The following is a 22,380-nucleotide window of genomic DNA, read 5'->3' on the forward strand; positions in this document are numbered from 1 at the left end:
TCCTAAAGATCCTCCCCGTTTACGGGGAGGGGGACCGCCGCCGAAGGCGGTGGTGGAGGGGGACCTCCACTCAACGATCCCGAAAAGGAAAACCCCCTCCACCAAGCCGCTGCGCGCCTTGGTCCCCCTCCCCGTAAACGGGGAGGATTTTTCAGGGCTTGCTCTTCAACAACACCGCCACACCCTGCGCCGGCAGCGTCACCGACTTCACCTGACCACCCGCCAGCACGTCGGCCATGGCCTCCGGCAACTCTACCGTCCGATCCTCGGTCCCATGATTGATCAGGATGACGATCGACCGTCCCTGGCCCTGGCGCGTCATCAGCTCGACATCCGCCGGTACGGCGAAGTCGCGCATCACGCCGGCGTCGCGCATGGCGGCACTGATCAGTCCGTCCATCACATGATCGTCGACCAAGGCGCCGACATACGTGATGCTGCCCTTGCCGACCTTGCGCGTGATCGCCGCGGCCTTGCCGTCGAGCCAGCCATTGGCCTTGCCATAGGTCAGCACAACCCGCGTGTCGGGCGAAGTCGGCGTCAGCTGCTCGGCCCAGATCGAGGCGGTGCCGTCGCCGACCGTGACCTTCTCATCCAGCGCATAGAATTGCTCGACCCGCCCGCCCAGCAACTCGGCGAGCGGGCCGGGCTGGCGTTGCGGATCGAGACGATTGAATTCGTCCTTCATTCCCGATCGCGGACCGAGGATCAGGTGCCCGCCGCGCCGGACGTAATCGGCCAGCCGTTTCGCCATCGCATCGGTGATGACGTTGAGGCTGGGCGCGACGACCAATTTGTAACCGTCCAGAGGCGCATGGGCAGCTTCGACCACGTCGACCGCGCCGAGCGCATCCTTGAGCGGACGGTAATAGTCGAGCAGCACCTCGATCTGGTCATAGTCGCGATGGTGGAGCTGGAAATCGATCGCCCAGCGGCTCGGATAATCCTGCAGCAAGGCGACCGGCGACACCGGGCTGGTGCCGGCCAGCACCGGCGAGGCCTTGGCGAATTCGCGGCCCAGCGCCTGGAGCTCGGGATAGATCGGCAGCGGCTTGCCGTCGGGCCCGACCACCGATCCGTGCATCGTTTCCTGGCCGTTCAGCGCGTTGCGCCACTGCCAATAGAGCACCGCGTCGGCGCCATGCCCGATTGCCTGCCACGCCATCGCGCGCGTCTCGCCGGGGTAAAGGATGTTGCTGACCGGCGCCCAGTTCACGAAGCCCGGCTGCGTCTCCATCACCCAGAAATTCCGCCGCTTCCATCCCCGCACCAAATCGTGCGTCGCGCCGTTGCGATAGGGCTTGAGATGCCCGGTGCCGACATAATCGTCCCAGGAAGCGAGATCGAGGTCGCGGTTGATCGCGTAGCGGTCGAAGCGATTGGCCCAGCCGAGCCCGCCCAGATTGACGGTGATGAACGGCATGGGGCCAACTACCGCACGAATGGCGTCGCGCTGGTTGCGATGGAACTCGCCCCATTGCGCGGTGATGAAGCGCTTGAGCTCGAGCATCCAGCCGGGATTGCCCTTGTCGGTGTTGAACGGCACCTGGTCCCAGGCCGTATAGGTCTGCGACCAGTAAGCGGTGGTCCATGCCTCGTTGAGCGCGTCGAGCGTGCCATAACGCTGCTTGAGCCAGGCGACCCAGGCCGCGCGCGCCTCGGGATCGTAGCTTTCGTCGGTCGGCTCGTTGCCGACCTGCCAGCCGATGACGTTGGGCTCGTCCTTCAGCGCCTGTGCCATGCGCGTGACGATGTCGCGGGCGAGCGTGCGATAGCGTTGCGACGAGATCGAGAATTGCCGCCGCCCGCCATGCCCCAGCCTCTTGCCGCTACCGTCGACCTGAAGCGTGTTGGGATATGTCTCGGTCAGCCAGGCGGGTGGGGTGTCGGTCGGCGTGCCGATCACGACCTTGATGTCGTATTTGGCCGCGAGCCGGACGGCGCGGACCAGCCAGCCGAAATCATATTGGCCCTCGCTCGGCTCCATACGGCTCCAGGCATATTCGCCGATGCGGACGACATTGGCGCCGCTTGCCTTCATCAGGCGGAGGTCTTCGGGCCAGGCGCTTTCCGGCCATTGCTCGGGATACCAGGCCGATCCGAGCCACAGCCGCTCGTTCGCCACCGGAATAGCGGAGGTCCTCGCGGCCTGAGGTCGGGCGACCGCCGGCATGGTCAGACTCGACGACAGCATCGCCGCGCAGGCGAAGGCGAGGGCAGTCTTGCGCATCGTCGCGGTCACGCCAGCACCGGGTCCGCTTCGGGCGGCCTTTTGTGATCGAACCCCTTGGTGCAATCGATCACCGCGAACAGCAGGCCGGCGATCAGCACCATCGCCGCGACGCCGCGCAACGGAAGGTCGTAACTGCCGGTGCCGGCGATCATATAGCCGATCACCACGGTGCAAATGAATCCGCCGAGGTTGCCCGCCGTGTTCATCACGCCGCTCGCGGTACCGCCATAACGGCCACCGATCGCCATGCACATCGCCCAGGCCGCGGGCAGCATCAGATCCATCACGCCGAACGCCAGGCCCGACAGGATGATGATGACCAGCCGGTCGCTCGCGATGCTCATTCCGACCAGCAGGGCCGCGGTAGTGCACAAGCAACTGCAGGCGATCAGACTATAAGCGCGGCGGATGCCGATGCGCTGCGCCAGCCGGTCGCACAGCACGCCGCCGATCAGGTTGCCGACCACGCCGAGGAAGAAGGGGATCGAACCGTACAGCCCCATCTCGGCGACGCTGAACCCGACTCCCTTGACCATCCAGGTCGGAAACCAGTTGAAGAAGAACCAGCTGCCGAACGCGTAGAAGAAATAGGCCAAAGCGATCAGCCACAATTGCGGCAGCGCGAGCAGCTTGCGCCACGGCGTGCCGAGGTGCCCGCTGCTCTCGTCGCCGCCGATCACGACGACTTCCTCGCGCGATATGCCGGGCTGGTCGGCAGGCTTGTCATGGAACCAGCCGCGCCAGACGATCGCCCAGACAAAACCGACCAGGCCGAGCGCGACGAACACCGCCCGCCAGCCGAAATACGCCTCGAGCGGCACCAACAGCAGCGGTGCCATCCCGCCGCCGAACCGGCTTGCGGCCCAGATCACACCCTGGCCGCGCGCGCGCTCGCGGGCCGGCATCCAGCGGTAGAGCACGCCAGTCATGTTGGGATAGGCGCCCGCAGCGCCCAGGCCGAACAGGAAGCGCGAGGCGGCCATCTGCCAAAAGTTGTGACATGCGGCCGTGATCGCGGTGAAGAAGGACCACCAGACCGTAATCCGGGTCAACTCACGGCGATAGCCATGGCGGTCGCCCAGCGCGCCCGACGGGATCTCGAACACGGCATAAGCGAAGACATAGGCGCCCATTACCCAGCCCCATTGGTCGGGCGTGATCCCCAGCTCCTTCTGGATGCCGGGTCCGGTGACCGAGATCGCCATGCGATCGAGGAAGGTGATAATCGACAGGACCGCCAGCAAGCTGACGACCGCATGCCGCTTCTTCACTTGCCCAGGCTCGCGAGAACGTCGCGCGCGCGCTCCATGCCGAGCTCCGGGCTCGAATAGACCGGTGCCGAGACCGCGCCTTCGGGCAAAGCGGCGACGACGCGCGCCATCGATGCCTGGGCAAGGACGATCGCATCGACGCCCTTCATTCCCTCGGTCAGCCCTTCGCTGACGATGCGATCATGCGTCGCGCCGTCACCCGCCATCACCGCGTCGAACGCGCCCTGGCAGAGATGCTCGACGATCTCGATCTTCTTGCGCTGTTCGGCAGCGACCCGGCGGACCAGCTCGGCGGTTGGTTCGAGCGTGGTCGACAGGGTCGCGACCACACCGATCCGCTGGCCCGTCGCGACCGCCTTTTCTGCCATAGCGCAATCGACGCGCAGCACCGGCTGGTCATAAAGCTCGGCCGCCATCTCGACCGCACGGCCGATCGAGGAACAGGTCACCAGGGCCACATCGCATCCGGCATCGAACGCGGAGCCGACGAGGCGGATGACCTGACGCATCGTCGCCTTCTGCAGATAGCCGGCGGCGATCGTGTTCTTGATCGTGCTCTCATCGACGAAGTGGAGCAGGCGGACATCGGGCATCACCCGCGCGGCGATCTCGTTGAACACGGGTGCCAGCATCGGCGAATTGTGGATGAGTCCAAGCGTGGCCACGGGTCGTTCCTCTCAGGGCTTATGTCGTGAAATCGTAGCGTCCGGCGCCGACCTCGAAGCGGATCGCCTTGCCGTCATTGGTGAGTGCGCGGATCGCCGGATGCGCGTCGAGGACCTGGCTGCCGGCGTGCCAATCGCCGACCGGCAATTCGACCTCGGCGACTGTGTTGGCGGGAATCGACAAGGCGAACCGGGTCAGGCGCTCGGCATTGCCATCCGTGCTCGTCTCGATCGGGCCGACCAGCGAGTCATAGCGCGCCGACACGCGGCCGATCTGCGGCAGCCACAAAGGCCGCGCGGCGATGCGGCGGAAACCCGGGGCAGCCGGTGCGATGCCGGCGAGGCGGCGGTAGAAGAACCCGACGATCGCCCCGAAAGCATAATGGTTGTAGCTGTTCATCGACAGGTCGCCGGTGTCGCCGTTCCACCGCTCCCACATCGTGGTTGCGCCCTTCTCCGGCATATAGCCCCAGCTTGGATAGTCGGTCTGGAGCAACAGCCCGGCGACTTCCCCGAGGCGGCCCGCATCGGCCAGCACGTCGAGAATGTAAGGTGTGCCGAGGAAGCCAGTCGACAGCCTCATCCCGCGCCGACGGATGTCGGCGGCCAGCACGCCCGCCGCCGCATCGCGCCGGTCGGCAGGCACTAAACCCATGAACAAGGCGAGCACCTGGCTGGCCTGGCTGCCATTGCCGGCCGTGCCGTCGGCGGCGACGAATTCGGCGGCGAATGCCTGGCCGATCGCCGCGCGAAGATCGCGGTAGCGTTCCGCGTCATCGGCGCGTCCAGTCGCATCGGCCATCTCGGCCATCAGCGCTGCCGACCATGCCCAATAGGCGGTCGCGCAGACCACGCGCGGTGTCGTCTCGTCGTCTGGCTTGATCGCATCGACCGACAGCCAATCGCCGAGGTCGAGCCCGCGATCGTTGCGCCAGACATGATCGGGATTGCCGCGCGCGACGAAGTCCATCCAGCCTTGCATCGCCGCCCAATTCTCGTCGATCACCGCGGTGTCGCCATAACGCTGCCAGAGTTGCCAGGGCAGGATGATGCCGGCCTCGCTCCAGCCCGCGGTCACCACATCGGGGAAGGACAGAGGTTGCGGCACCACGATCGGATAGGCACCGTCGGGCCGCTGCGCCGCGCGTGCTTCGAGCAGGAAGCGGCGGATGAAGGGGTCGACCTCCATGTTGAACGCGGCGGCATCCAGGAACACCTGGATGTCGCCCATCCATCCCATCCGCTCGTCGCGCTGCGGGCAATCGGTCGGTACCGAGAAGAAGTTGGAGCGCTGACTCCACAAGGCGTTCTGCCAGATCGTCTGCAGCAGTGGCGCGTCGGCGAAGGTCATCGTGCCGGTTTCGCGGCACGCACTGTGGACGACGACGCCCTCGATATCGTCCGCGTTCGGCACGCCGGGATAACCGACGACCTCGACATAGCGAAAGCCGTGATAGGTGAAATGCGGCTCGAACACTTCCTCCCCCGAACCGGCGAGCGTGAAACTGTCGCTCGCCTTGGCGAGGCGGAGGTTGGACAGGTCGGCGGTGCCGTCGGGATTGAGCAGTTCGGCGAACTTGGCGGTGATGGTCGTTCCCGCGGGACCGGTCGCGCGAATGCGCACCCAGCCCGAGAAGTTCTGGCCGAAATCGAAGACGTAACGCCCGGGGAGTGGCTCGCTGATCGCGACCGCGCGCCGCGTGCCGGCGGCTTTCAGCGCAGGCGATGTCTGGGCGACGAGCCGAGCGTCGGGCGTGTCACCCACTTTCGCCTGGGGCCAGCCGCTGTCGTCGAACCCCGGCCGGTCCCACCCCGCACGCTCCAGCCGCGCATCATAGGTTTCGCCGTCATAGATTTCCGACTTGAGGATCGGTGAGGGCGCGATCCGCCAATCGGGTCCCGTAGCGATCCATTCGCTGCTGCCGTCGCAATAATCGAGCCGGAGTTGCGCGCGCAGCCGGCGCGGTGCGGGGCCGAAGCCATAGCGCTCGATCCGCCAACCGAACGGGCTCGCATACCAGCCGTCGCCGACCATCGCGGCGAGCGTGTTGGCGCCCGGCGTTACCAAGCCGGTCACGTCGTAACTTTGGTAGAGAAGATGGTCGTGCGCGACGGTCATTTCCGGCGCGAGCAGTGCGTCCGACACGGGCTCGCCGTTGATCCGCATGTCATAGGCACCGAGCGCCGTCGCGTAGAGCCGCGCGCCCGCGATTGGCCCGTGCGCGTCGAACTCGGTGCGCAGCAGCATGGCCGGCTCGGATGGTCGCGGATCGTTGTGAACATTCGCGCCGCTTGGCTGCGCATTGGCCCAACCCGAGGTGTCAGCATCGGTGCCAGTCCAATCAGCGGGCGGACTCGGGCGAACGCTCCAGGCCGGGCCGCTGACGCGGCGCTCGACGCTGCCGTCGGCGCGATGCAGCCGGATCAGCGCCGCGAAAGCGCCGCCGTCGACGGGAAAGAAGCCGGTCGTATCAGCCTCGACCAGCGCGCAGACGCTGTTGCGGCCGGGCCGAACGTCGCCGGCATAAGGCGCGAGCGTGCCCCAGAAGGGGAGGTAGGTGTCCCAATCGAAATGCCGATCGAGCGGCGCAGGAGCGCCGTTGATCCAGACGCCGCGCAGATGATCCTTGCCGGCCAGCAATATCTCCGCACGGACCAGATCGTTGGGAGCGTGGAAATCGAGACGGAAAGCATGGGGCCGGTCGTCGAGCGCTGTCTCGCTCCACACCCAGGCGAGCCCGGCTGCGCGATCGGCGGCAGCATCGTCGTCCTCGGCTTCGATCCACTCCGCTCGCCAGGAATCCGAGGCGACCAACCCGGTCTCGAACCAGGCCGGCGTCGAGCGTGCGGTGGTGCCGGCCTCGTCCGTCGCTTCGATCGACCACCAGACGCGCTGCATGGGTACGAGGGCAGGGCCGCCATAAGCGATATCGAAGGTCGCATCGCCCGCGATCTCGCCGCTGTCCCACAGCAATGCGCCGTCCGTAAGCGCGTCGGCGCTGGCCGCGGCGCGCAATCGATAGCTCGTCTGCCTGGTGCCCGGCCGGTCGCCTTCGATCCGCCAGGACAGGCGCGGGCGCTCGACATCGGTGCCGAGAAGGTCGCTAGTATATTCGGCGCGCAGATCGGCGATGCGCATGGTCAAAGTGTCAGGCCGAGACGGTAGAGCCGATTGGCGTTGCCCGCGAATAAGGCGCGGCGCTCGTCGTCGCTGAAATCGGCGACGATGGCATTGTAAGCGTCGAGATGCTGATCGAACCCGCCGAACAATTTGTCGGTCGGGAAGTCGCTGGCAAACATCGCGCGATCGGTGCCGAACAGCTCGATCGTCTCGAGCACATAGCTGCGCATCTGCTCGATCGTCCACGGGCGGAAGGCGAAGCCGATGCCCGAAATCTTGACCGCGACATGCGGGATAGCGGCGAGCGCGCGCATCGCCGCGCGCCATTCCTCGCGACCGCTCTCGCCGACCATCATGCCGGCATGGTTGATCATGACCGGCACCTCGGGGTGGCGTTCGAGCAGCGGAGCGAGCCCCGCAAACTGGCCGGGATAGGCCTGGAGGTCGAAGCTCAATCCGTACTTGCCGAGCAACGCGAAACCCGCTGCCCAGGCTTCGTCGCCGGTCACGTCGCGCTGCGTATAGGTGCGCGCCGGATCGGGGTGCCAATTGACGATATGGCGGATGCCGCGCACCGAGCGGCGCTCGGCATGCGCGGCGAGCAAGGCCTCGACCTTGGGGTCGTTAAGCGCGGCGAAGGCGACGATCGCACTGGGCATGCCGCGCGCATCGGCCATCGCCTGCAGCCAGTCGGTCTCCTTCAGCGCATCCGCCGGGTCGGCGCCGGCATCGATATGGACGAGGCCTCGCACATCCCAGCCGCGGGCTTCAGCGAGATAATCGTCGAGGCCATAATCCTTGGCGATCGGCTCGACGCTGCCGTTCGGGCCGTCCTCCGCAAATGGCGGCATCAGCCACGGATAGCGGATGTGGGACAGGTCCCACAGATGGACATGGGCGTCGACGAAGGGCAGCCGCTCGGTCATGTTAGAAGGTCGTGCGGCCGCCGGACGTGTCGAAAGTGGATGCGGTGGTGAAGCTGCATTCCTCGCTCGCCATGAAACAGACCATCGCGGCGGACTCGCTGACCTCGCCCAACCGACCCATCGGGATCTTCGAGCGCATGTAATCGACCTGGCTTGGGGGCAATTGCGCCAGGATCGGGCTTTCGAACGTCGCCGGCGTCAGCGCATTGGCGATCACGCCTTTCTCAGCGAGTTCCTTGCCGAGCGATTTGGTGAAGCCGATCACGCCCGCCTTGGACGCCGAATAGGCGCTGGCATTGGGATTGCCTTCCTTGCCGGCAACCGACGCGATGTTGACGATGCGGCCATAGCCGTTCGCCAGCATCAACGGCACGACCGCTCGGTTGCAGTAGAACAGGCCGTTCAGGTTGATGTCGATCACTCGCTGCCAGCTGTCGATCGGGAATTCGTGAACCGGGACGGTCGCGCCGGTAATGCCGGCCGAGCAGACCAGCACGTCGACCTTGCCGAGCGCGGCGCCGCTGGCCTTGGCCGCGGCCTCGACCGCGGCGGGATCGGAGACGTCGAGCGCCTGGATGTCGGCGGCGCCGACCTCGTCCTTCGCGGCGGCCAGCGCCTCTGGGTTGAGGTCCCAGAGTGCGACCGTGCCGCCCTCGGCGACGATGCGCTTGGCGACGGCCTTGCCGAGGCCGGACGCGCCGCCGGTGACGATCGCCGCGCGCCCGGCGAAGCGGCCGGCATATATGCTCATTTGGCTGCGTCCCAGGCGACGAATTCCTGGCGCTGCTCACCAAGCTTCTCGATACCGAGTTCGACCACGTCGCCCGCCTTGAGATACCAGGGCTCGGGCTTCTGGCCGAGGCCGACGCCCGGCGGGGTGCCGGTGGTGATCACATCACCCGGCAGCAAGGTCATGAATTGCGAGCAATAAGCGACGATCTGCGCAACGGTGAAGATCATCGTCTTGCTGCTGCCGTTCTGCATCTTCCGGCCATTGACCGACAGCCACATCGCCAGGTTCTGCGGATCGCCCACTTCGTCGGCGGTGACCATCCAGGGACCGATCGGGCCGAAGGTCGGGAAGCCCTTGCCCTTGTCCCAGGTCAGGCCGCGCTCGATCTGCCAGTGACGCTCGGACACGTCGTTGATCACGCAATAGCCGGCGACATGGTCGAGGGCATTGGCTTCATCGACATAGGAAGCGGCGGTGCCGATCACGACGCCCAGCTCGACTTCCCAGTCGGTCTTCTTCGAATCCCTGGGAATGGTGACGGGGTCGTTCGGCCCCTGGATGCAGCTCACCCACTTCTGGAACACGACCGGTTCCTCGGGCACCGGCAGGTTCGATTCCGCGGCATGATCGGCGAAGTTCGTGCCGATCGCGATGAACTGGCGCGTGCCCGACACGCAGGCGCCGTAGCGGACGTCACCCTCGACCAGCGGCAGCGAGGCGGGATCGATCGCGGCGAGCTTGGCCAAGCCCTGCTTGCCCAGCTCGGCCGGACCGATATCGGCGACATGGCCCGACAGGTCGCGGATGCGGCCATCGGCATCGATCAGGCCGGGCTTCTCGGCGCCCGCGGCACCATAACGGCAGAGTTTCATGAATATTCCTCAGTTTGGATAGGGACGGTGGAGCGCGATATCGCGATTGAGCTCGACGCCAAAGCCCGGCTTGTCGAGTTCGCTCGCGCGGATCTTGCCGTTTACCGGGACGGGCTCGCCGAGCAATTGCGGCGCGAACATCGGCACGATTTCAGTCGGCCCGGGGTGCATCATCAGGAACTCGGCGAACGGCGAATTGTGCCGCGTGATCACGAAGTGATAGCTGTAGACCGACGATCCGTGCGGCACCATCATCACGCCGCGGCTGTCGGCGTAATTGGCGATCTTGATCAATTCGGTGACGCCGCCGCACCAGCCCACGTCGGGTTGGATGATGTCGCAGCATTCCATGTCCATCAGCATGCGAAAGCCCCAGCGTGTCGCCTCATGCTCGCCGGTGGTGACGAGCAGGCCCTTGGGCGCGTTCTTCTTCAGCTGGGCATAACCCCAATAATCGTCGGGGCTCAGCGCCTCCTCGATCCATTTGAGCCCGCATTCGTGCCAGGCGCGCTGCGCAAGCCGCGTCGCATAATCGATGTCGAGGCTCATCCAGCAATCGTACATCAGCCAGAAATCGTCGCCGCACTTGCTGCGCATGTCGGCGAGCAACGCGATGTTCTTCTCCATCCCCTCCAGCCCCTCGGCCGGGCCGTGATGGAGCGGGAGCTTGCCGCCGATGAAGCCGAGCTCCTTGGCGATATCGGGTCGCGAACCGGTAGCGTAGAATTGCAGCTCGTCGCGCACCGCGCCGCCCAGCATGTGATAGACCGGCTCGCCGCGCAGCTTCCCAAGCAGATCCCAGAGTGCGAGGTCGACGCCCGAAATGGCGTTCACCACCAGACCCTTGCGCCCGTAATATTGGGTCGAGAAGTACATCTGGTCCCAGATCTTCTCATATTCGGCCGGGCTGCGGCCGACCAGGAAGCGCGACAAATGCTTCTCGACGATGAAGGCGGCGGGCTCGCCGCCGGTGGTCACCGCGAAACCGATCGTGCCGTCATCGGCCTCGAGTTCGACGACAAGCGTACCGAGGACGTTGATCCCGAAGCTCCGCCGCGATTGGCGATATTCGGGATAGCGCGCCATTGGCGTCGAAATATGGTCGTCGATCCAATGACCGTCGCCCTGGTCGTGATAGTCGGCGCCACCGCCCCGGACGGTGAACGCGCGAACATGCTTGATCTTCGGCAGGCCCATCCGAATCCTTCCCCCATAACGCCCTTGGCGGCATCGCTCGTCTGGATTGTATAATATGACTATTAAAGTCAACCGCCCTTAGGGGTCTCGCGGGCAGCAAGTTGCGGCGGAACGGGGCCGCCAGTGGCCCAGTCGAGCAGTTCGATCGTGTGGACGACCGGAATGCCGAGGCGCGGGGCGAGCTGCATCGCGCAGCCGATATTACCGGTGGCGATCACATCGGCGTCGAGCCGGGCGAGATTGGCCGCCTTGCGGTCGCCGAGCTTGCCGGCGATTTCGGGCTGGAGAATGTTGTAGGTGCCCGCCGACCCGCAGCAGAGATGCGCCTCGATCGGCGTGCGGACGACATAGCCCGCGCCGGCCAGCAATCGCTTCGGCGCGTCGGTGACTTTCTGCCCATGCTGCAGCGAACAAGCGGCGTGATAGGCGACCGTCAGGCCGCGGCCATCGCCCAGGGGCAAATCGGCGTCGATCAGCACTTCGCTGATGTCGCGCGCGAGTTCGGAAACCCGGGCCGCCTTGTCGGCGTAATTGGGATCGTTGCGCAGCATGAACCCGTAATCCTTGATCGTCGTGCCACAGCCAGATGCGGTGACCACGATCGCTGCAAGCCCGCCCGTTTCGATCTCGCGCGTCCAGGCGTCGATATTGCGCCGGGCGGCTTCGAGGCTGGCCTTCTCGCGCCCCATATGGTGCACCAACGCACCGCAGCATTGCTCGCCGGGGGCCAGCACGACATCGTAACCGGCGCGATCGAGCAGGCGGATCGCCGCGGCGCGGAATTCGGGGCGCAGCACCGGCTCGGCGCATCCCTGCAGCAGCGCGATGCGCGGGCGCGTCGTGACAGCCGGAACGCGTTTCGGCGGCGCGGCCGGAATTCGCCGCGGTGCTAGCGCGAGCATTGCCGCGAGGGGGCGGAGTGCGCCTATCTTGGCGAACAGCGGCGCCAGTGGTCGACCGACCTGCGCCAGCCGCAAGGCAGTCCGGAATCGGGCAGGATAGGGGAGTATCCAGGCTAAAATGCTGCGCAGCATTCGCTCGTGCCACGGGCGCGTGTAGCTCTCGTTGATATAGGCCCGGGCATGGTCGACCAGGTGCATATAATTCACGCCCGACGGGCAGGTCGTCATGCACGACAGGCAGGACAGGCAACGGTCGACATGCTTGACGACCTCGGCGCTCGGCGCGCGCTCGTTCTCGAGCATGTCCTTGATCATATAGATCCGCCCGCGCGGGCTATCGAGCTCGTCGCCGAGCAGGACATAGGTCGGGCAAGTCGCGGTGCAGAAGCCGCAATGCACGCATTTGCGGATCACCCCTTCGGACGACGCCATTGCCGGATCGGCTAACTGTCCGGGAGAGAATTGCGTCTGCACCTAGAAGCGTCCCGTCTCGAACACGCCGGCCGGATCGAAGGCGCGACGGACGCGCTCCTCCAGCGCGGCGAGCGCCTTGGGTTGCGGATGGAGCGCCGGCACGACAGCCCGCATTTCGGCGTCCGCGCGCACGAGCATCGCGTGCCCACCCGCTTGCATGGCAGCGGCGCGGATCGCCTGCGGATCGTCTGCGCTCGCCATCCAGAGCAGGCCGCCGGCCCAGTCGAGCAGCCACGCGCCATGGACCACCGCCATCACCTTCGGCATCTGCGCCGCGGGGGCGATGATCCGCCACAGCGGCACGCTCGCCGGCAATGGTGCAGCCGTGGTGATCACGGGCCAGAGGCGTGTGGCCTCTTCGTCAGCGAGCGGCACGATGCCGTCGACCAGCCGTGTGAGGATCGCCGCGCGCGCCTCGACCGAACTTGGGAAACCGTCGAGCCGGATCGCGGTGAGCGGGGCGCCATCCCAGTCCTGCAGATGCGCTGCCGCGGACACTTCGGCGGCCGATCCCATTGCCCGCGCCATCGCCGAGATCGCAGCGGCGGGATCCAGCCCGGCGATCCCGAGCGTCAGCCGCACGCGCGGCGCGGGCAGAACCTTGAGAGTCAGTTCGGTGATCGCGGCAAGCCTTCCCCAGCTTCCGGTGATCAGCTTGGGCAGATCGTAACCGGTGACGTTCTTGACGACCTTCGCGCCTGCCACGAAGCGCTCGCCGCGTCCCGACACGCCGACGAAGCCGAGCAGATGATCGCGCGCCGCGCCGCGGCTGACGCGGGTCGGACCCGCCACGCCGGCCGCGACGATACCGCCGATCGTCGCCTCGCCAACCGCGCCGCCGAGTATCGCGCCGTGATCGAATGGATCGAACGCCAGCATCTGCCCCTTGTCGGCGACCAAGGCTTGAACCTCGGCAAGCGGCGTTCCCGCTTTCACCGTCAACACCAGCTCCGGCGGGTCATAATCGACCACCCCGAAAAAGCCGCGCATGTCGACGATCCGGGCGGCTGGTGTCGGCGCGCCGACCGCGTCCTTGCTGCCGCCACCGCGCAGCCGCAGCCGCGTCCCGTCGCGCGCCGCCTCGGCGACGATCGCCGCAAGCGCATCGGCGCTATCAGGACGGATCGCGTCGGCCATGGTCAGAAGCGCGGCAAATCGGGGAAGGGCAGGGCACCGCGATGGACATGCATGCTGCCGAGTTCGGCGCAGCGGTGCAGCACGGGGAACATCTTGCCGGGATTGAGCAGCAATTCGGGGTCGAACGCGCATTTGACCCGCTGTTGATGCGCAAGGTCGGTTTTTGTGAACATCACCGGCATCAGGTCGCGCTTCTCGACCCCGACGCCATGCTCGCCCGTCAGCACGCCGCCGACCTCGACACACAATCTCAAGATGTCGGCACCGAACGCCTCGGCTTGCTCGAGCTCGCCGGGCTTGTTGGCATCGTAGAGGATCAGCGGGTGCAGATTGCCGTCGCCGGCATGGAAGACGTTGATCACGCCAAGCCCATATTGCTCCGACAGTACGCCCATTCGCGTCAGCACATCGGGCAATCGGCGCCGCGGGATCGTCCCGTCCATGCAGAGATAATCTGGCGCCAACCGGCCGGCAGCCGGGAAGGCGGCCTTGCGTCCCGCCCAGAAGGCGACGCGCTCGTCATCGTCGGTCGAAATGCGGATTGATACCGCGCCATTGGCGCGCGCGATCGCCTCGACTTCCTCGAGCAAATGGCTGCATTCGGCTGCGGGCCCATCGAGCTCGACGATCAGCAACGCCTCGACGTCGAGCGGATAGCCGACCTGGACGAACGCCTCGGCGGCATGGACCGCGGGCTTGTCCATCATTTCCATCCCGGCCGGGATGATCCCCGCGGCGATCACGTCGGCGACGCAGCGTCCGGCGCCCTCTACCTCGGGAAAGCCGATCAGCAAGGCGCGCGCCGTTTCGGGCCGGGGCAGGATGCGGACCGTCACTTCCGTCACCACGCCGAGCAGCCCCTCCGACCCGACGATCACCCCGAGCAGGTCGAGCCCCGCCGGCTCCAGCCCGCGTCCGCCGATCCGCAGCACCTCGCCTTCGATCGTGACGAATTCGACGCCGAGCACGTTGTTGGTGGTCAGGCCGTATTTGAGGCAATGTACCCCGCCCGAATTCTCGGCGACATTGCCGCCGATCGTGCAGGCGATCTGGCTCGAAGGGTCGGGCGCGTAATAGAAACCGTCGTCCTCGACCGCGCGCGTGATCGCCAGGTTGGTGACCCCGGGCTGTATCACCACCAATCGGTCGGCATAATCCACATCCAGGATACGGTTGAACCGGGCCATGCCGAGCAGCACGCCGTCGGCCAGCGGCAGCGCGCCGCCCGACAGCGAGGTGCCCGCGCCGCGCGGCACGACCTTGACGCGATTGGCGTGGCACCAGCGCAGGATCGCCGCGACCTGCTCGGTCGTCTCGGGCAACACCACGACCATCGGCGGCTGGCGATAGGCCGTCAGCGCGTCGGATTCGTAGGGGCGCAGTTCGTCAGCTTTGTCGATCACCCCTTCGCCCGCCACGATCGCGCGCATCGCGGCGACGATCTCCCCGCGGCGCGCGAGCACCGCTTCGTCGGGGGCGGGCATGCAGATGGTCACGGCAGCGTTATTGCAGGTTTACGTACATGCCGCCATCGACCAGCAGCGCGGCGCCGGTAACATAGGCGGCCATGTCGGACGCCAGGAACACGATCGGCCCGGCCAGATCCTCGGGCATGCCGAGCCGGCCGAGCGGGGTGCGCGCTTCCATATATTTGCGCTTTTCCGCGTCGGCGAGGTCGTCCTTGTTGATCTCGGTCAGGATCGTGCCCGGCAGCACCGAATTGCAGCGGATGCCGTGTTTGCCGAGCGCGATCGCGGCGGATTGCATCAACGAATGCACGCCGGCTTTGGTCGGGGTGTAGTGCGTCTGGAACTCGCCGCCGACCAATGCCGAGATCGACGATACCGCGACGATCGCGCCGCCATCACCTTGCTTGACCATCTGGTTGGCGGCCGCCTGGACCATGAAATAGGCGCCATGCAGATTGACGCGGAACGTGCGCTCGACCGTCTCGACCGGCATGTCGAGAAAGGCGTGGAACGGGCAGATGCCGGCGTTCGACACCATCACATCGACCCGGCCGAACTCGGCGACCGCGCGGGCGACGAAATCGGTCGCGGTCTCGGGCAGCGCGACGTCGCCCTTGATCGCAATGCCGCGCTGCCCGAGCGCTTCGATCTCGGCGATGCAGGACTGCGCCTTGTCGTCGCTCGACACATAGTTGATCGCGACGTTCGCGCCATGCTGCGCAGCACCGATCGCCGCGGCGCGGCCGATGCCGGTCGATCCGCCAGTGACCAGCACCGTCTTTCCCTCGAGAAGCTTCATCTGTTTCCTCGTTACTTGATGGGCTCGGCCAGGACCGAGCGGTCGATCGCGTCGATCCGGTTGACCCCGGTCAAGGTCATCGCGACCGTCATTTCCCGGGCGATCAATTCGAGCAATTTGGCGACGCCGGCCTCGCCTTGCGCCGCTAGCGCATAGACCCAGGCGCGGCCGAGCAGCACGCCCTTCGCGCCCAGCGCGAGCATCCGCACCACGTCGAGCCCGTTGCGCACGCCGCCGTCGGCCAGCACGGTCAGCGCGTCGCCGACCGCATCGGCGATCGCGGGCAAAGCGCGCGCGCTCGACAGCACTCCGTCGAGCTGGCGTCCGCCATGATTGGAGACGACGATGCCATTGGCGCCGATCGCCGCCGCCTCGCGCGCATCCTCGGGGTCGAGGATGCCTTTGATGATCAGCGGTCCGTCCCATTCGGCGCGGATCCAGTCGAGATCGCGCCATTGGATCGACGGATCGAAATTGGCGCCGAGCCAGCCCATATAATCGTTGAGCCCGCTATCCTTGCCGAGCACGGGCAGGAGATTGCCGAGCGTGTGCGGCCGTCCCCGCAAACCGACGTCCCAGGACCAGGCCGGCTTGCCGATCGCCTGCAGCATGCGGCGCAGCGGCGCGTTGGGTCCCGACATTCCCGAATGCGCGTCGCGATAGCGCGCGCCCGGCACCGGCATGTCGACGGTGAAGACCATCGCGCTTGCGCCGGCAGCCTTTGCCCGCGCGATCAGGTCTTTCATGAAGGCGCGGTCGCGGATCACATAGAGCTGGAACCAGAACGGATCGGCGACCCGCGCGACTTCCTCGATCGAGCAGATCGATACGGTCGACAGGCAGGCTGGGATGCCCGCCGCCCGGGCGGCGCGCGCGGCCTGGATTTCGCCGCGTCGCGCGTACATCCCACTGATCCCGACCGGCCCCAAGGCGACCGGCAGGCCGACCTGCCGGCCGAACAGGCTGGTACTCAGGTCGATCGTCGCGACGTCCTTGAGCACGCGCTGGCGCAGCGCGATCCCCGCGAGGTCTTCGACATTGCGGCGCAGCGTCACCTCGGCATAGGCGCCGCCATCGGCATAATCGAACAGGAAGCGCGGCAAGCGTCGCCGCGCCGCCTCCCGGAAATCGCTGGCCGAAGAAATAATCATATTATTTCCCTAACGGCGATATGCGGCCTCGTCACCCCTCAATAAGAGGTGAACAACGCCTCGCGCGCAAGTTTGAGCGCGGTCACCGCGTCATGCTCGTCCTGCGCCTTCTGCATCGCCGCGAAATCGAGTTTGTCGAGCGCGCGCTCGACGATCTTGAGGAAGTCGATCGCGGTATTGGCGACGGCGACGCAATCCTCGCGGAATGGGAATTGGTCGAGCTGCCACACACCTTCCCACTTGTTCTTGCGCAGCGTGTAGAAGAATTCGAACAGCTCGATCGGGTGGACCGATCCGGCGATCAAATCGTCGTCCCAGCTGCGGAAATTGTCGTTCACGTCCATGCCGAACAGCCGGCCATGATCGATCGCGAGTTGCGCCGCATCGGCCGGGCTTTCCCCGCCATAGAGCGAGTGGCCGAAATCGAGCAGGATGCCGACGTTGGGCACGCCCATCTTCTCGATCCCCAGCAAAGTGCGGGCGACGCTGTCATAGCTCATGTGCACGCGCGGCTCGCGCGGCTTGTATTCGATTACGAACTTGAGGTCGGGATTCTGCGCGGCGAGCTCGCCGATGCCGTCGATACTGTGCCGCCACAGCGTCTTGTGGTCGACCTGGAACGGATAGTCCCAGCCGTCCTGGCCGGGCCAGAGCTTGACGTAATCGGCGCCGAAGCGGCGGACGACATTGGCGGCATCGTTGACCATCTCATTGGCCAGCTTGCGCACGCCCGGATCGGGGTTGGTGAAGGCGCCCTTGGCGAACTGGCGGGTGTAGATTTCCGGAGTGATGCCGATCACCGAGAGATTGTTGCGCTTGAGCGCTTCCTCGACCTTGTCGAACGAGGTTTCACCGCCGGGAAAGGGGTAGTTGATGTCGACCACCGACAGGTCGTCGACCTGGCCGGCGAGATCGATCATCTCGATCAGCGTGCGGGGTGGACCGTAGCCGTCGGTCGCGTAGCGGTCGACATAGGTCGCGAAATGCCAGATGCCGGCGCCGTACCGTTGCTTGCTCACGTTCGATCCTCACCCAATTGTTTCGAAAACTTACGAAAACCGCGCACCCGAAAGTTCAGGCAACGATCACCTCTACGCCAATGCCTTCGATTGCCGCGCGGTCCTCGTCGCGGATCGCGTCGTCGGTCACGAGCGTGCGGACCAGCTCCAGCCCACCCAAAGACGTGAACGAACGCTGCCCGATCTTGCTCGAATCGGCGACCAGGATGACGGTCTGCGCCGCGCCGATCATCGCGCGCTTCACCGCGATGTCGGACATCGCCGGATAGGTCAGCCCCGCCTCGAGATCGATCGCGGCGGTGGCCAGGAAAAGCTTCTGGACGAACAGCCCGCGGAAATAGTCGGCCGACCGTTCGCCCGACAGCGACAGGGTAGGGGCCTTGAAATGCCCCCCGGTCATATGGACCTCGAACCCCGGCTCGGCGCCCAGCATCAGCGCGATGTTGAGCGCGTTGGTGATCACGGTCATGTCGCGCTTGCCGATCAATTGCGCGGCCACCTCGGTCGTGGTCGATCCCGAATCGAGGATCACCGTCTCGCCGTCGCTCGCGAGAGCGGCTGCTGCGCGGCCGATCCGGCGCTTGGCATCCATGTTCTCGAGATGCTGGAGCGCCATCGAGCGCACCTGCTGCGTCACCGACTTGAGAAAGGCGCCGCCATGTTCGCGCACGATATGGCCGTCGGCCTCGAGCTTTTCGAGATCCTGGCGCATCGTCACCTCGGATACATCGAAGGCTTCAGCCAGCGTGCGCACGCGCGCGCTGCCTTCTTCCTGCAACCAGTCGAGGATTCGGGCGCGCCGTGCCTCGCCGAGCAGCCGCGACCGCGAGCCCCCGTTCACTGGCCGGTCTCCCTTGCTGTCGCCGGGCTCGACACCCGACGCTGCCTTATCGGCATAGCTCTCCATATTCCTCTGGCCGCTCGCTTCCAGTTTCGAGTTCGATAGGTTGAGTTTTTGCTTTTTGTCAATCTCTTCGCTTTCTGGCGGTAAAAACGAAAGAAAACGTAAGCAAATGGCTTGTGTTCGGATATAATCACACTTATAGCCCTTCGCAGGAGAGGGTAATCAATGGACCATCAGGCGCTTCGGTCTTCCGATGCGAACGCTCATACGCTGGAAGAGCGCGCCGCGCACGTCCGTGCGCGCGCCAATTGGATGCGTCAGCGGCTGCTCAAGATGATCGTCGATGCCGGCCAGGGCCATCCCGGCGGCGACCTCTCGGCGAGCGATATCGTCGCGTGCCTCTATTTCGATATTCTGCGCATCGACAGCGCCAATCCCAATGCGCCCGACCGCGACCGCTTCATCCTGTCTAAGGGCCATTGTACCGGTGCGCTCTATACCGCGCTGGCGGGGGCAGGGTTCTTTCCCGAAGCCGAGCTCGATACCTATCTCAAGCCCGAATCGCGGCTGAACGGTCATCCCAATCGCGTCTATCTGCCGGGCGTCGAAACCAATACCGGGCCGCTCGGCCACGGTTTTCCGGTCGGCGTCGGCGTTGCCGTGGCGGGGCAGATCGACCGCGCCGGCTATCGCGTGTTCGTGCTGACCGGCGACGGCGAGTTGCAGGAAGGCAGCATGTGGGAAGCGGCGATGTTCGCCGGCCATCGTAAGCTCGGCAACCTCACCGTGATCGTCGACCGCAATCGCCTGCAACAAGGCGCGCGGACCGAGGAGACCAACGCGCTCGAGCCGCTCGCCGACAAGTGGCGCGCGTTCGGTTGGGACGTGGTAGAGGTCGATGGGCATGACGTGATCGCCCTGCTCAAGGCGTTCGACGACGCCGCGCAGCCGCGCGACAAGCCGCGCGTGCTGATCGCCAACACGTTCAAGGGCAACGGCGTCAGCTACATGCGCGACGAGGCCGGCTGGCACCATGGCGTCCCCAATGCGGACCAGCTTGCCCAGGCGATCGCCGAGCTCGAAGCGGAGAAGAGCGAGTGAACGCCCCGGCCAATCTTCCCGGCATGTTTGACTGTCGCGATGCCTTTGCCGGCGCGCTCGAAGAGCTCGCCGTCGGGGACGATCGCATCGTCGCGGTCTGCAACGATTCGGTCGGTTCGTCCAAGCTCGGCAAGTTCCGCGACCGCTTCCCCGATCGGCTGGTCAATGTCGGCATCGCCGAGCAGAATATGGTCGGGGTCGGCGCCGGCCTGGCGAATGGCGGCAAGGTGCCGTTCGTCAGTGGCGCGGCCTGCTTCCTGACCGCGCGCGCGATGGAGCAGATCAAGGTCGACTGCGCCTATAGCCAGGCGAACGTGAAGCTCTGCGGCATTTCGAGCGGCGTCGCTTATGGCGAGCTCGGCGCGACGCATCACAGCATCGAGGATATTGCCTGGCTGCGCGCGATCGACAAACTGACCGTGATCGTGCCGTCCGATCCGTGGGAAACGGCGGAAGCGGTCAAGGCCGCGGCGGCGCATGACGGCCCCGTCTTCATTCGCATCAGCCGCATGCCGGTCCCGGCAATTGAGCGGCCGACCGGCGCGAGCTTCACGATCGGCAAGGCCGAGACGCTGCGCGAGGGTAGCGACGTCGCTATCATCGTCAACGGCACCCTGGTCTATCGAGCGCTCGACGCCGCGACCGCGCTCGCAGCGCAGGGGATCGCCGCGCGCGTGATCAACATGGCGACCGTCTCGCCGCTCGACACCGGCGCGATCGCCGCCGCGGCCGCAACCGGTGCGATCGTCACCGCGGAAGAGGGCCTCGCGCGCGGTGGTTTGGGCGGTGCAGTCGCCGAATATTGTGCGCAGCATCGGCCGGTGCCGATGCGGATGCTCGGCTTTCAGGGCTTCGCGCCGACCGGATCGGCGAGCTGGCTGATGGACCATGCCGGTCTCAATGCCGCCGGTATCGTCGCCGCCGCGCAAGAGCTGGTCGCCGGGAAAAGCTGATGGACGATCGGCTCATCCTCGCGATCGACCAGGGCACGACCAACACCAAGGCGCTGCTCGTCGCGCCCGACGGTTCGGTGCGCCTGTCGCGGTCGCGGGCGATGCGCGTCGATTATCCGCAGTCAGGCTGGGCCGAGCAATCGGCATCGGACATCTGGGAAGGTGTTGCCGCGTTGATCGCCGAGCTGGCGGCTGCGGTCGATCCGGCCGCGATTGCTGCCGTCGCGATCTCCAACCAGCGCGAAACGACCGTGCTGTGGGACGCCGAGACTGGCCGTCCCGTCGGTCCCGCGGTGATCTGGCAATGCCGCCGCTCGGCCGATCGCTGCGCTGCGTTGCGCGCGGCGGGGCATGAGGCGGAGATCGTCGCGCGCAGCGGGCTGGGGATCGATCCCCTGTTCCCCGCCGCCAAGATCGCCTGGCTGCTCGACACGATCCCCGATGCGCGCGTGTGGGCCGAGCGCGGCGACCTGCGTTGCGGCACGGTCGACAGCTGGCTGTTGTGGAACCTGACTGGCGGCGCGGTGCACGCGACCGACCATAGCAACGCCTCGCGCACCCAACTCTTCAACATCGACACGCTCGACTGGGATGCCGACCTCGCCCGTTTGTTCGACGTACCCCTCGGCCTGTTGCCCAGGGTGATGCCGTCCGACAGCCGGTTCGGCACCGTAGCCGCGGGGCTGACTGCGCTGCGCGACGGTACGCCGATTCTGGCGGTGATGGGCGACAGCCATGCGGCCCTGTTCGAGCACAGCGCCGACGGATCGCCGCGGGTCAAGGTGACGATCGGCACCGGCAGCTCGCTGATGGCAGCGACCGGGGAGCGGGTGCGCTCGACGCATGGCCTGTCGAGCACGATCGCGTGGAGCCGGGGTGATCGCGTCCAATATGCGCTCGAGGGCAACATCCTGGTCTCGGGCCACGCGGCCGCTTTCGCCACCACGATGCTTGGCCTGCCCGACGAGGCGGCGCTGACCGCGCTGGCGCAGAGCGTCGAGGACAGTGGCGGTGTGGTCTTCGTGCCCGCGCTGGCTGGCCTTGGCGCGCCGCATTGGTGCAGCGACGCGCGTGGTACGATCTCGGGTCTCTCCTTGGCGACGCAGCCGGCGCATATCGCGCGCGCGACGCTGGAGGCGATCGCGCTCCAGATCGGCGACGTCATGGCGGCGCTCGACGCGGATCTCGGTACCGCGATCGCCGAACTGTCGATCGACGGCGGCGCCGCGCGCAACGCGCTGCTGATGCAATTGCTCGCCGATCTGACCGGCCGGCGCATCATCCGATCCACCATTCCCGAAGCGAGCGCCCTCGGCGTGGCGCGGCTGGCGGCGGGCGGGCTCGGCATGAAGCTGCCGGCAAGCGGCGAGGAACAGAAGGAATTTTTCGATCCGGCGATGCCGGCGGCGCAGCGCGAAAGCCTGCTTGCCCGCTGGCATGCGGCAGTGGCCGGCGCGGTGCGCGCGGCCGGATCGAGCGAGACATAACGCCGGGCGCAGATCCGGGAAGCTGA

General features: G+C 66.2%; 18 protein-coding genes. 3 read left to right on the plus strand and 15 right to left on the minus strand.

Annotated elements, in window-relative coordinates:
- Positions 1-151: 151 nt before the first annotated feature.
- The 15 genes from AC1DQQ_RS05220 to AC1DQQ_RS05290 form a co-directional block, all read right to left on the minus strand.
- A complete protein-coding gene (locus AC1DQQ_RS05220; RefSeq protein ID WP_478044459.1) occupies positions 152-2,230 on the minus strand; it encodes a beta-galactosidase in 2,079 nt (692 codons plus the stop codon).
- A gap of 8 nt (positions 2,231-2,238) precedes the next feature.
- Positions 2,239-3,504 carry an MFS transporter gene (locus tag AC1DQQ_RS05225; RefSeq protein ID WP_478044460.1) on the minus strand — a complete coding sequence of 422 codons (1,266 nt, stop codon included), beginning with the start codon at positions 3,502-3,504 and terminating at the stop codon, positions 2,239-2,241.
- Positions 3,501-4,169, minus strand: coding sequence for an aspartate/glutamate racemase family protein (locus AC1DQQ_RS05230; protein WP_478044461.1), 669 nt, complete (start codon positions 4,167-4,169; stop codon positions 3,501-3,503). The genes AC1DQQ_RS05225 and AC1DQQ_RS05230 overlap by 4 nt, the downstream gene beginning before the upstream one ends.
- 19 nt (positions 4,170-4,188) lie before the next feature.
- Positions 4,189-7,308, minus strand: coding sequence for a family 78 glycoside hydrolase catalytic domain (locus AC1DQQ_RS05235; RefSeq protein ID WP_478044462.1), 3,120 nt, complete (start codon positions 7,306-7,308; stop codon positions 4,189-4,191).
- A 2-nt stretch (positions 7,309-7,310) separates the two neighbouring features.
- Positions 7,311-8,216: an amidohydrolase family protein gene (locus AC1DQQ_RS05240; RefSeq protein ID WP_478044464.1), complete on the minus strand. Its 906-nt coding sequence runs from the start codon at positions 8,214-8,216 to the stop codon at positions 7,311-7,313.
- Position 8,217: 1 nt separating this feature from the next.
- Positions 8,218-8,967, minus strand: coding sequence for an SDR family NAD(P)-dependent oxidoreductase (locus AC1DQQ_RS05245; protein WP_478044466.1), 750 nt, complete (start codon positions 8,965-8,967; stop codon positions 8,218-8,220).
- Positions 8,964-9,821, minus strand: coding sequence for a fumarylacetoacetate hydrolase family protein (locus AC1DQQ_RS05250; RefSeq protein WP_478044467.1), 858 nt, complete (start codon positions 9,819-9,821; stop codon positions 8,964-8,966). Before AC1DQQ_RS05250 ends, AC1DQQ_RS05245 begins: the two co-directional genes overlap by 4 nt.
- Before the next feature lie 9 nt (positions 9,822-9,830).
- Complete coding sequence (rhmD, locus tag AC1DQQ_RS05255) at positions 9,831-11,018, minus strand: L-rhamnonate dehydratase (protein ID WP_478042085.1); 1,188 nt, start codon at positions 11,016-11,018, stop codon at positions 9,831-9,833.
- Between the two features lie 68 nt (positions 11,019-11,086).
- On the minus strand, positions 11,087-12,394 hold the full coding sequence (gene glcF, locus AC1DQQ_RS05260) for a glycolate oxidase subunit GlcF (protein ID WP_478044469.1): 1,308 nt from the start codon (positions 12,392-12,394) through the stop codon (positions 11,087-11,089).
- Positions 12,395-13,531: a glycolate oxidase subunit GlcE gene (gene glcE / locus AC1DQQ_RS05265; RefSeq protein ID WP_478044470.1), complete on the minus strand. Its 1,137-nt coding sequence runs from the start codon at positions 13,529-13,531 to the stop codon at positions 12,395-12,397.
- A gap of 2 nt (positions 13,532-13,533) precedes the next feature.
- Complete coding sequence (locus AC1DQQ_RS05270) at positions 13,534-15,027, minus strand: FAD-linked oxidase C-terminal domain-containing protein (RefSeq protein ID WP_478044471.1); 1,494 nt, start codon at positions 15,025-15,027, stop codon at positions 13,534-13,536.
- A gap of 7 nt (positions 15,028-15,034) precedes the next feature.
- Positions 15,035-15,799 carry an SDR family NAD(P)-dependent oxidoreductase gene (locus tag AC1DQQ_RS05275; RefSeq protein ID WP_478028798.1) on the minus strand — a complete coding sequence of 255 codons (765 nt, stop codon included), beginning with the start codon at positions 15,797-15,799 and terminating at the stop codon, positions 15,035-15,037.
- Positions 15,800-15,810: 11 nt separating this feature from the next.
- Positions 15,811-16,950, minus strand: coding sequence for an FMN-dependent L-lactate dehydrogenase LldD (gene lldD, locus AC1DQQ_RS05280; RefSeq protein WP_478044472.1), 1,140 nt, complete (start codon positions 16,948-16,950; stop codon positions 15,811-15,813).
- A gap of 38 nt (positions 16,951-16,988) precedes the next feature.
- On the minus strand, positions 16,989-17,969 hold the full coding sequence (locus tag AC1DQQ_RS05285; RefSeq protein ID WP_478028800.1) for a sugar phosphate isomerase/epimerase family protein: 981 nt from the start codon (positions 17,967-17,969) through the stop codon (positions 16,989-16,991).
- A 55-nt stretch (positions 17,970-18,024) separates the two neighbouring features.
- Complete coding sequence (locus tag AC1DQQ_RS05290; RefSeq protein WP_478028801.1) at positions 18,025-18,810, minus strand: DeoR/GlpR family DNA-binding transcription regulator; 786 nt, start codon at positions 18,808-18,810, stop codon at positions 18,025-18,027.
- Positions 18,811-19,038: 228 nt separating this feature from the next.
- Between AC1DQQ_RS05290 and AC1DQQ_RS05295 the strand changes: the two genes are divergently transcribed.
- From AC1DQQ_RS05295 to AC1DQQ_RS05305, 3 genes are read left to right on the plus strand one after another with little or no spacing between them, the layout of a single operon-like run.
- Complete coding sequence (locus tag AC1DQQ_RS05295; RefSeq protein WP_478044473.1) at positions 19,039-19,914, plus strand: transketolase; 876 nt, start codon at positions 19,039-19,041, stop codon at positions 19,912-19,914.
- A complete protein-coding gene (locus AC1DQQ_RS05300) occupies positions 19,911-20,867 on the plus strand; it encodes a transketolase family protein (RefSeq protein WP_478028803.1) in 957 nt (318 codons plus the stop codon). Before AC1DQQ_RS05295 ends, AC1DQQ_RS05300 begins: the two co-directional genes overlap by 4 nt.
- The gene (locus tag AC1DQQ_RS05305) at positions 20,867-22,354 is read left to right on the plus strand and encodes an FGGY family carbohydrate kinase (RefSeq protein WP_478044475.1); all 1,488 of its coding nucleotides are present in this window, start codon (positions 20,867-20,869) and stop codon (positions 22,352-22,354) included. Before AC1DQQ_RS05300 ends, AC1DQQ_RS05305 begins: the two co-directional genes overlap by 1 nt.
- Positions 22,355-22,380: the final 26 nt, after the last annotated feature.

This window comes from Sphingomonas sp. P4_G3, assembly GCF_056401105.1.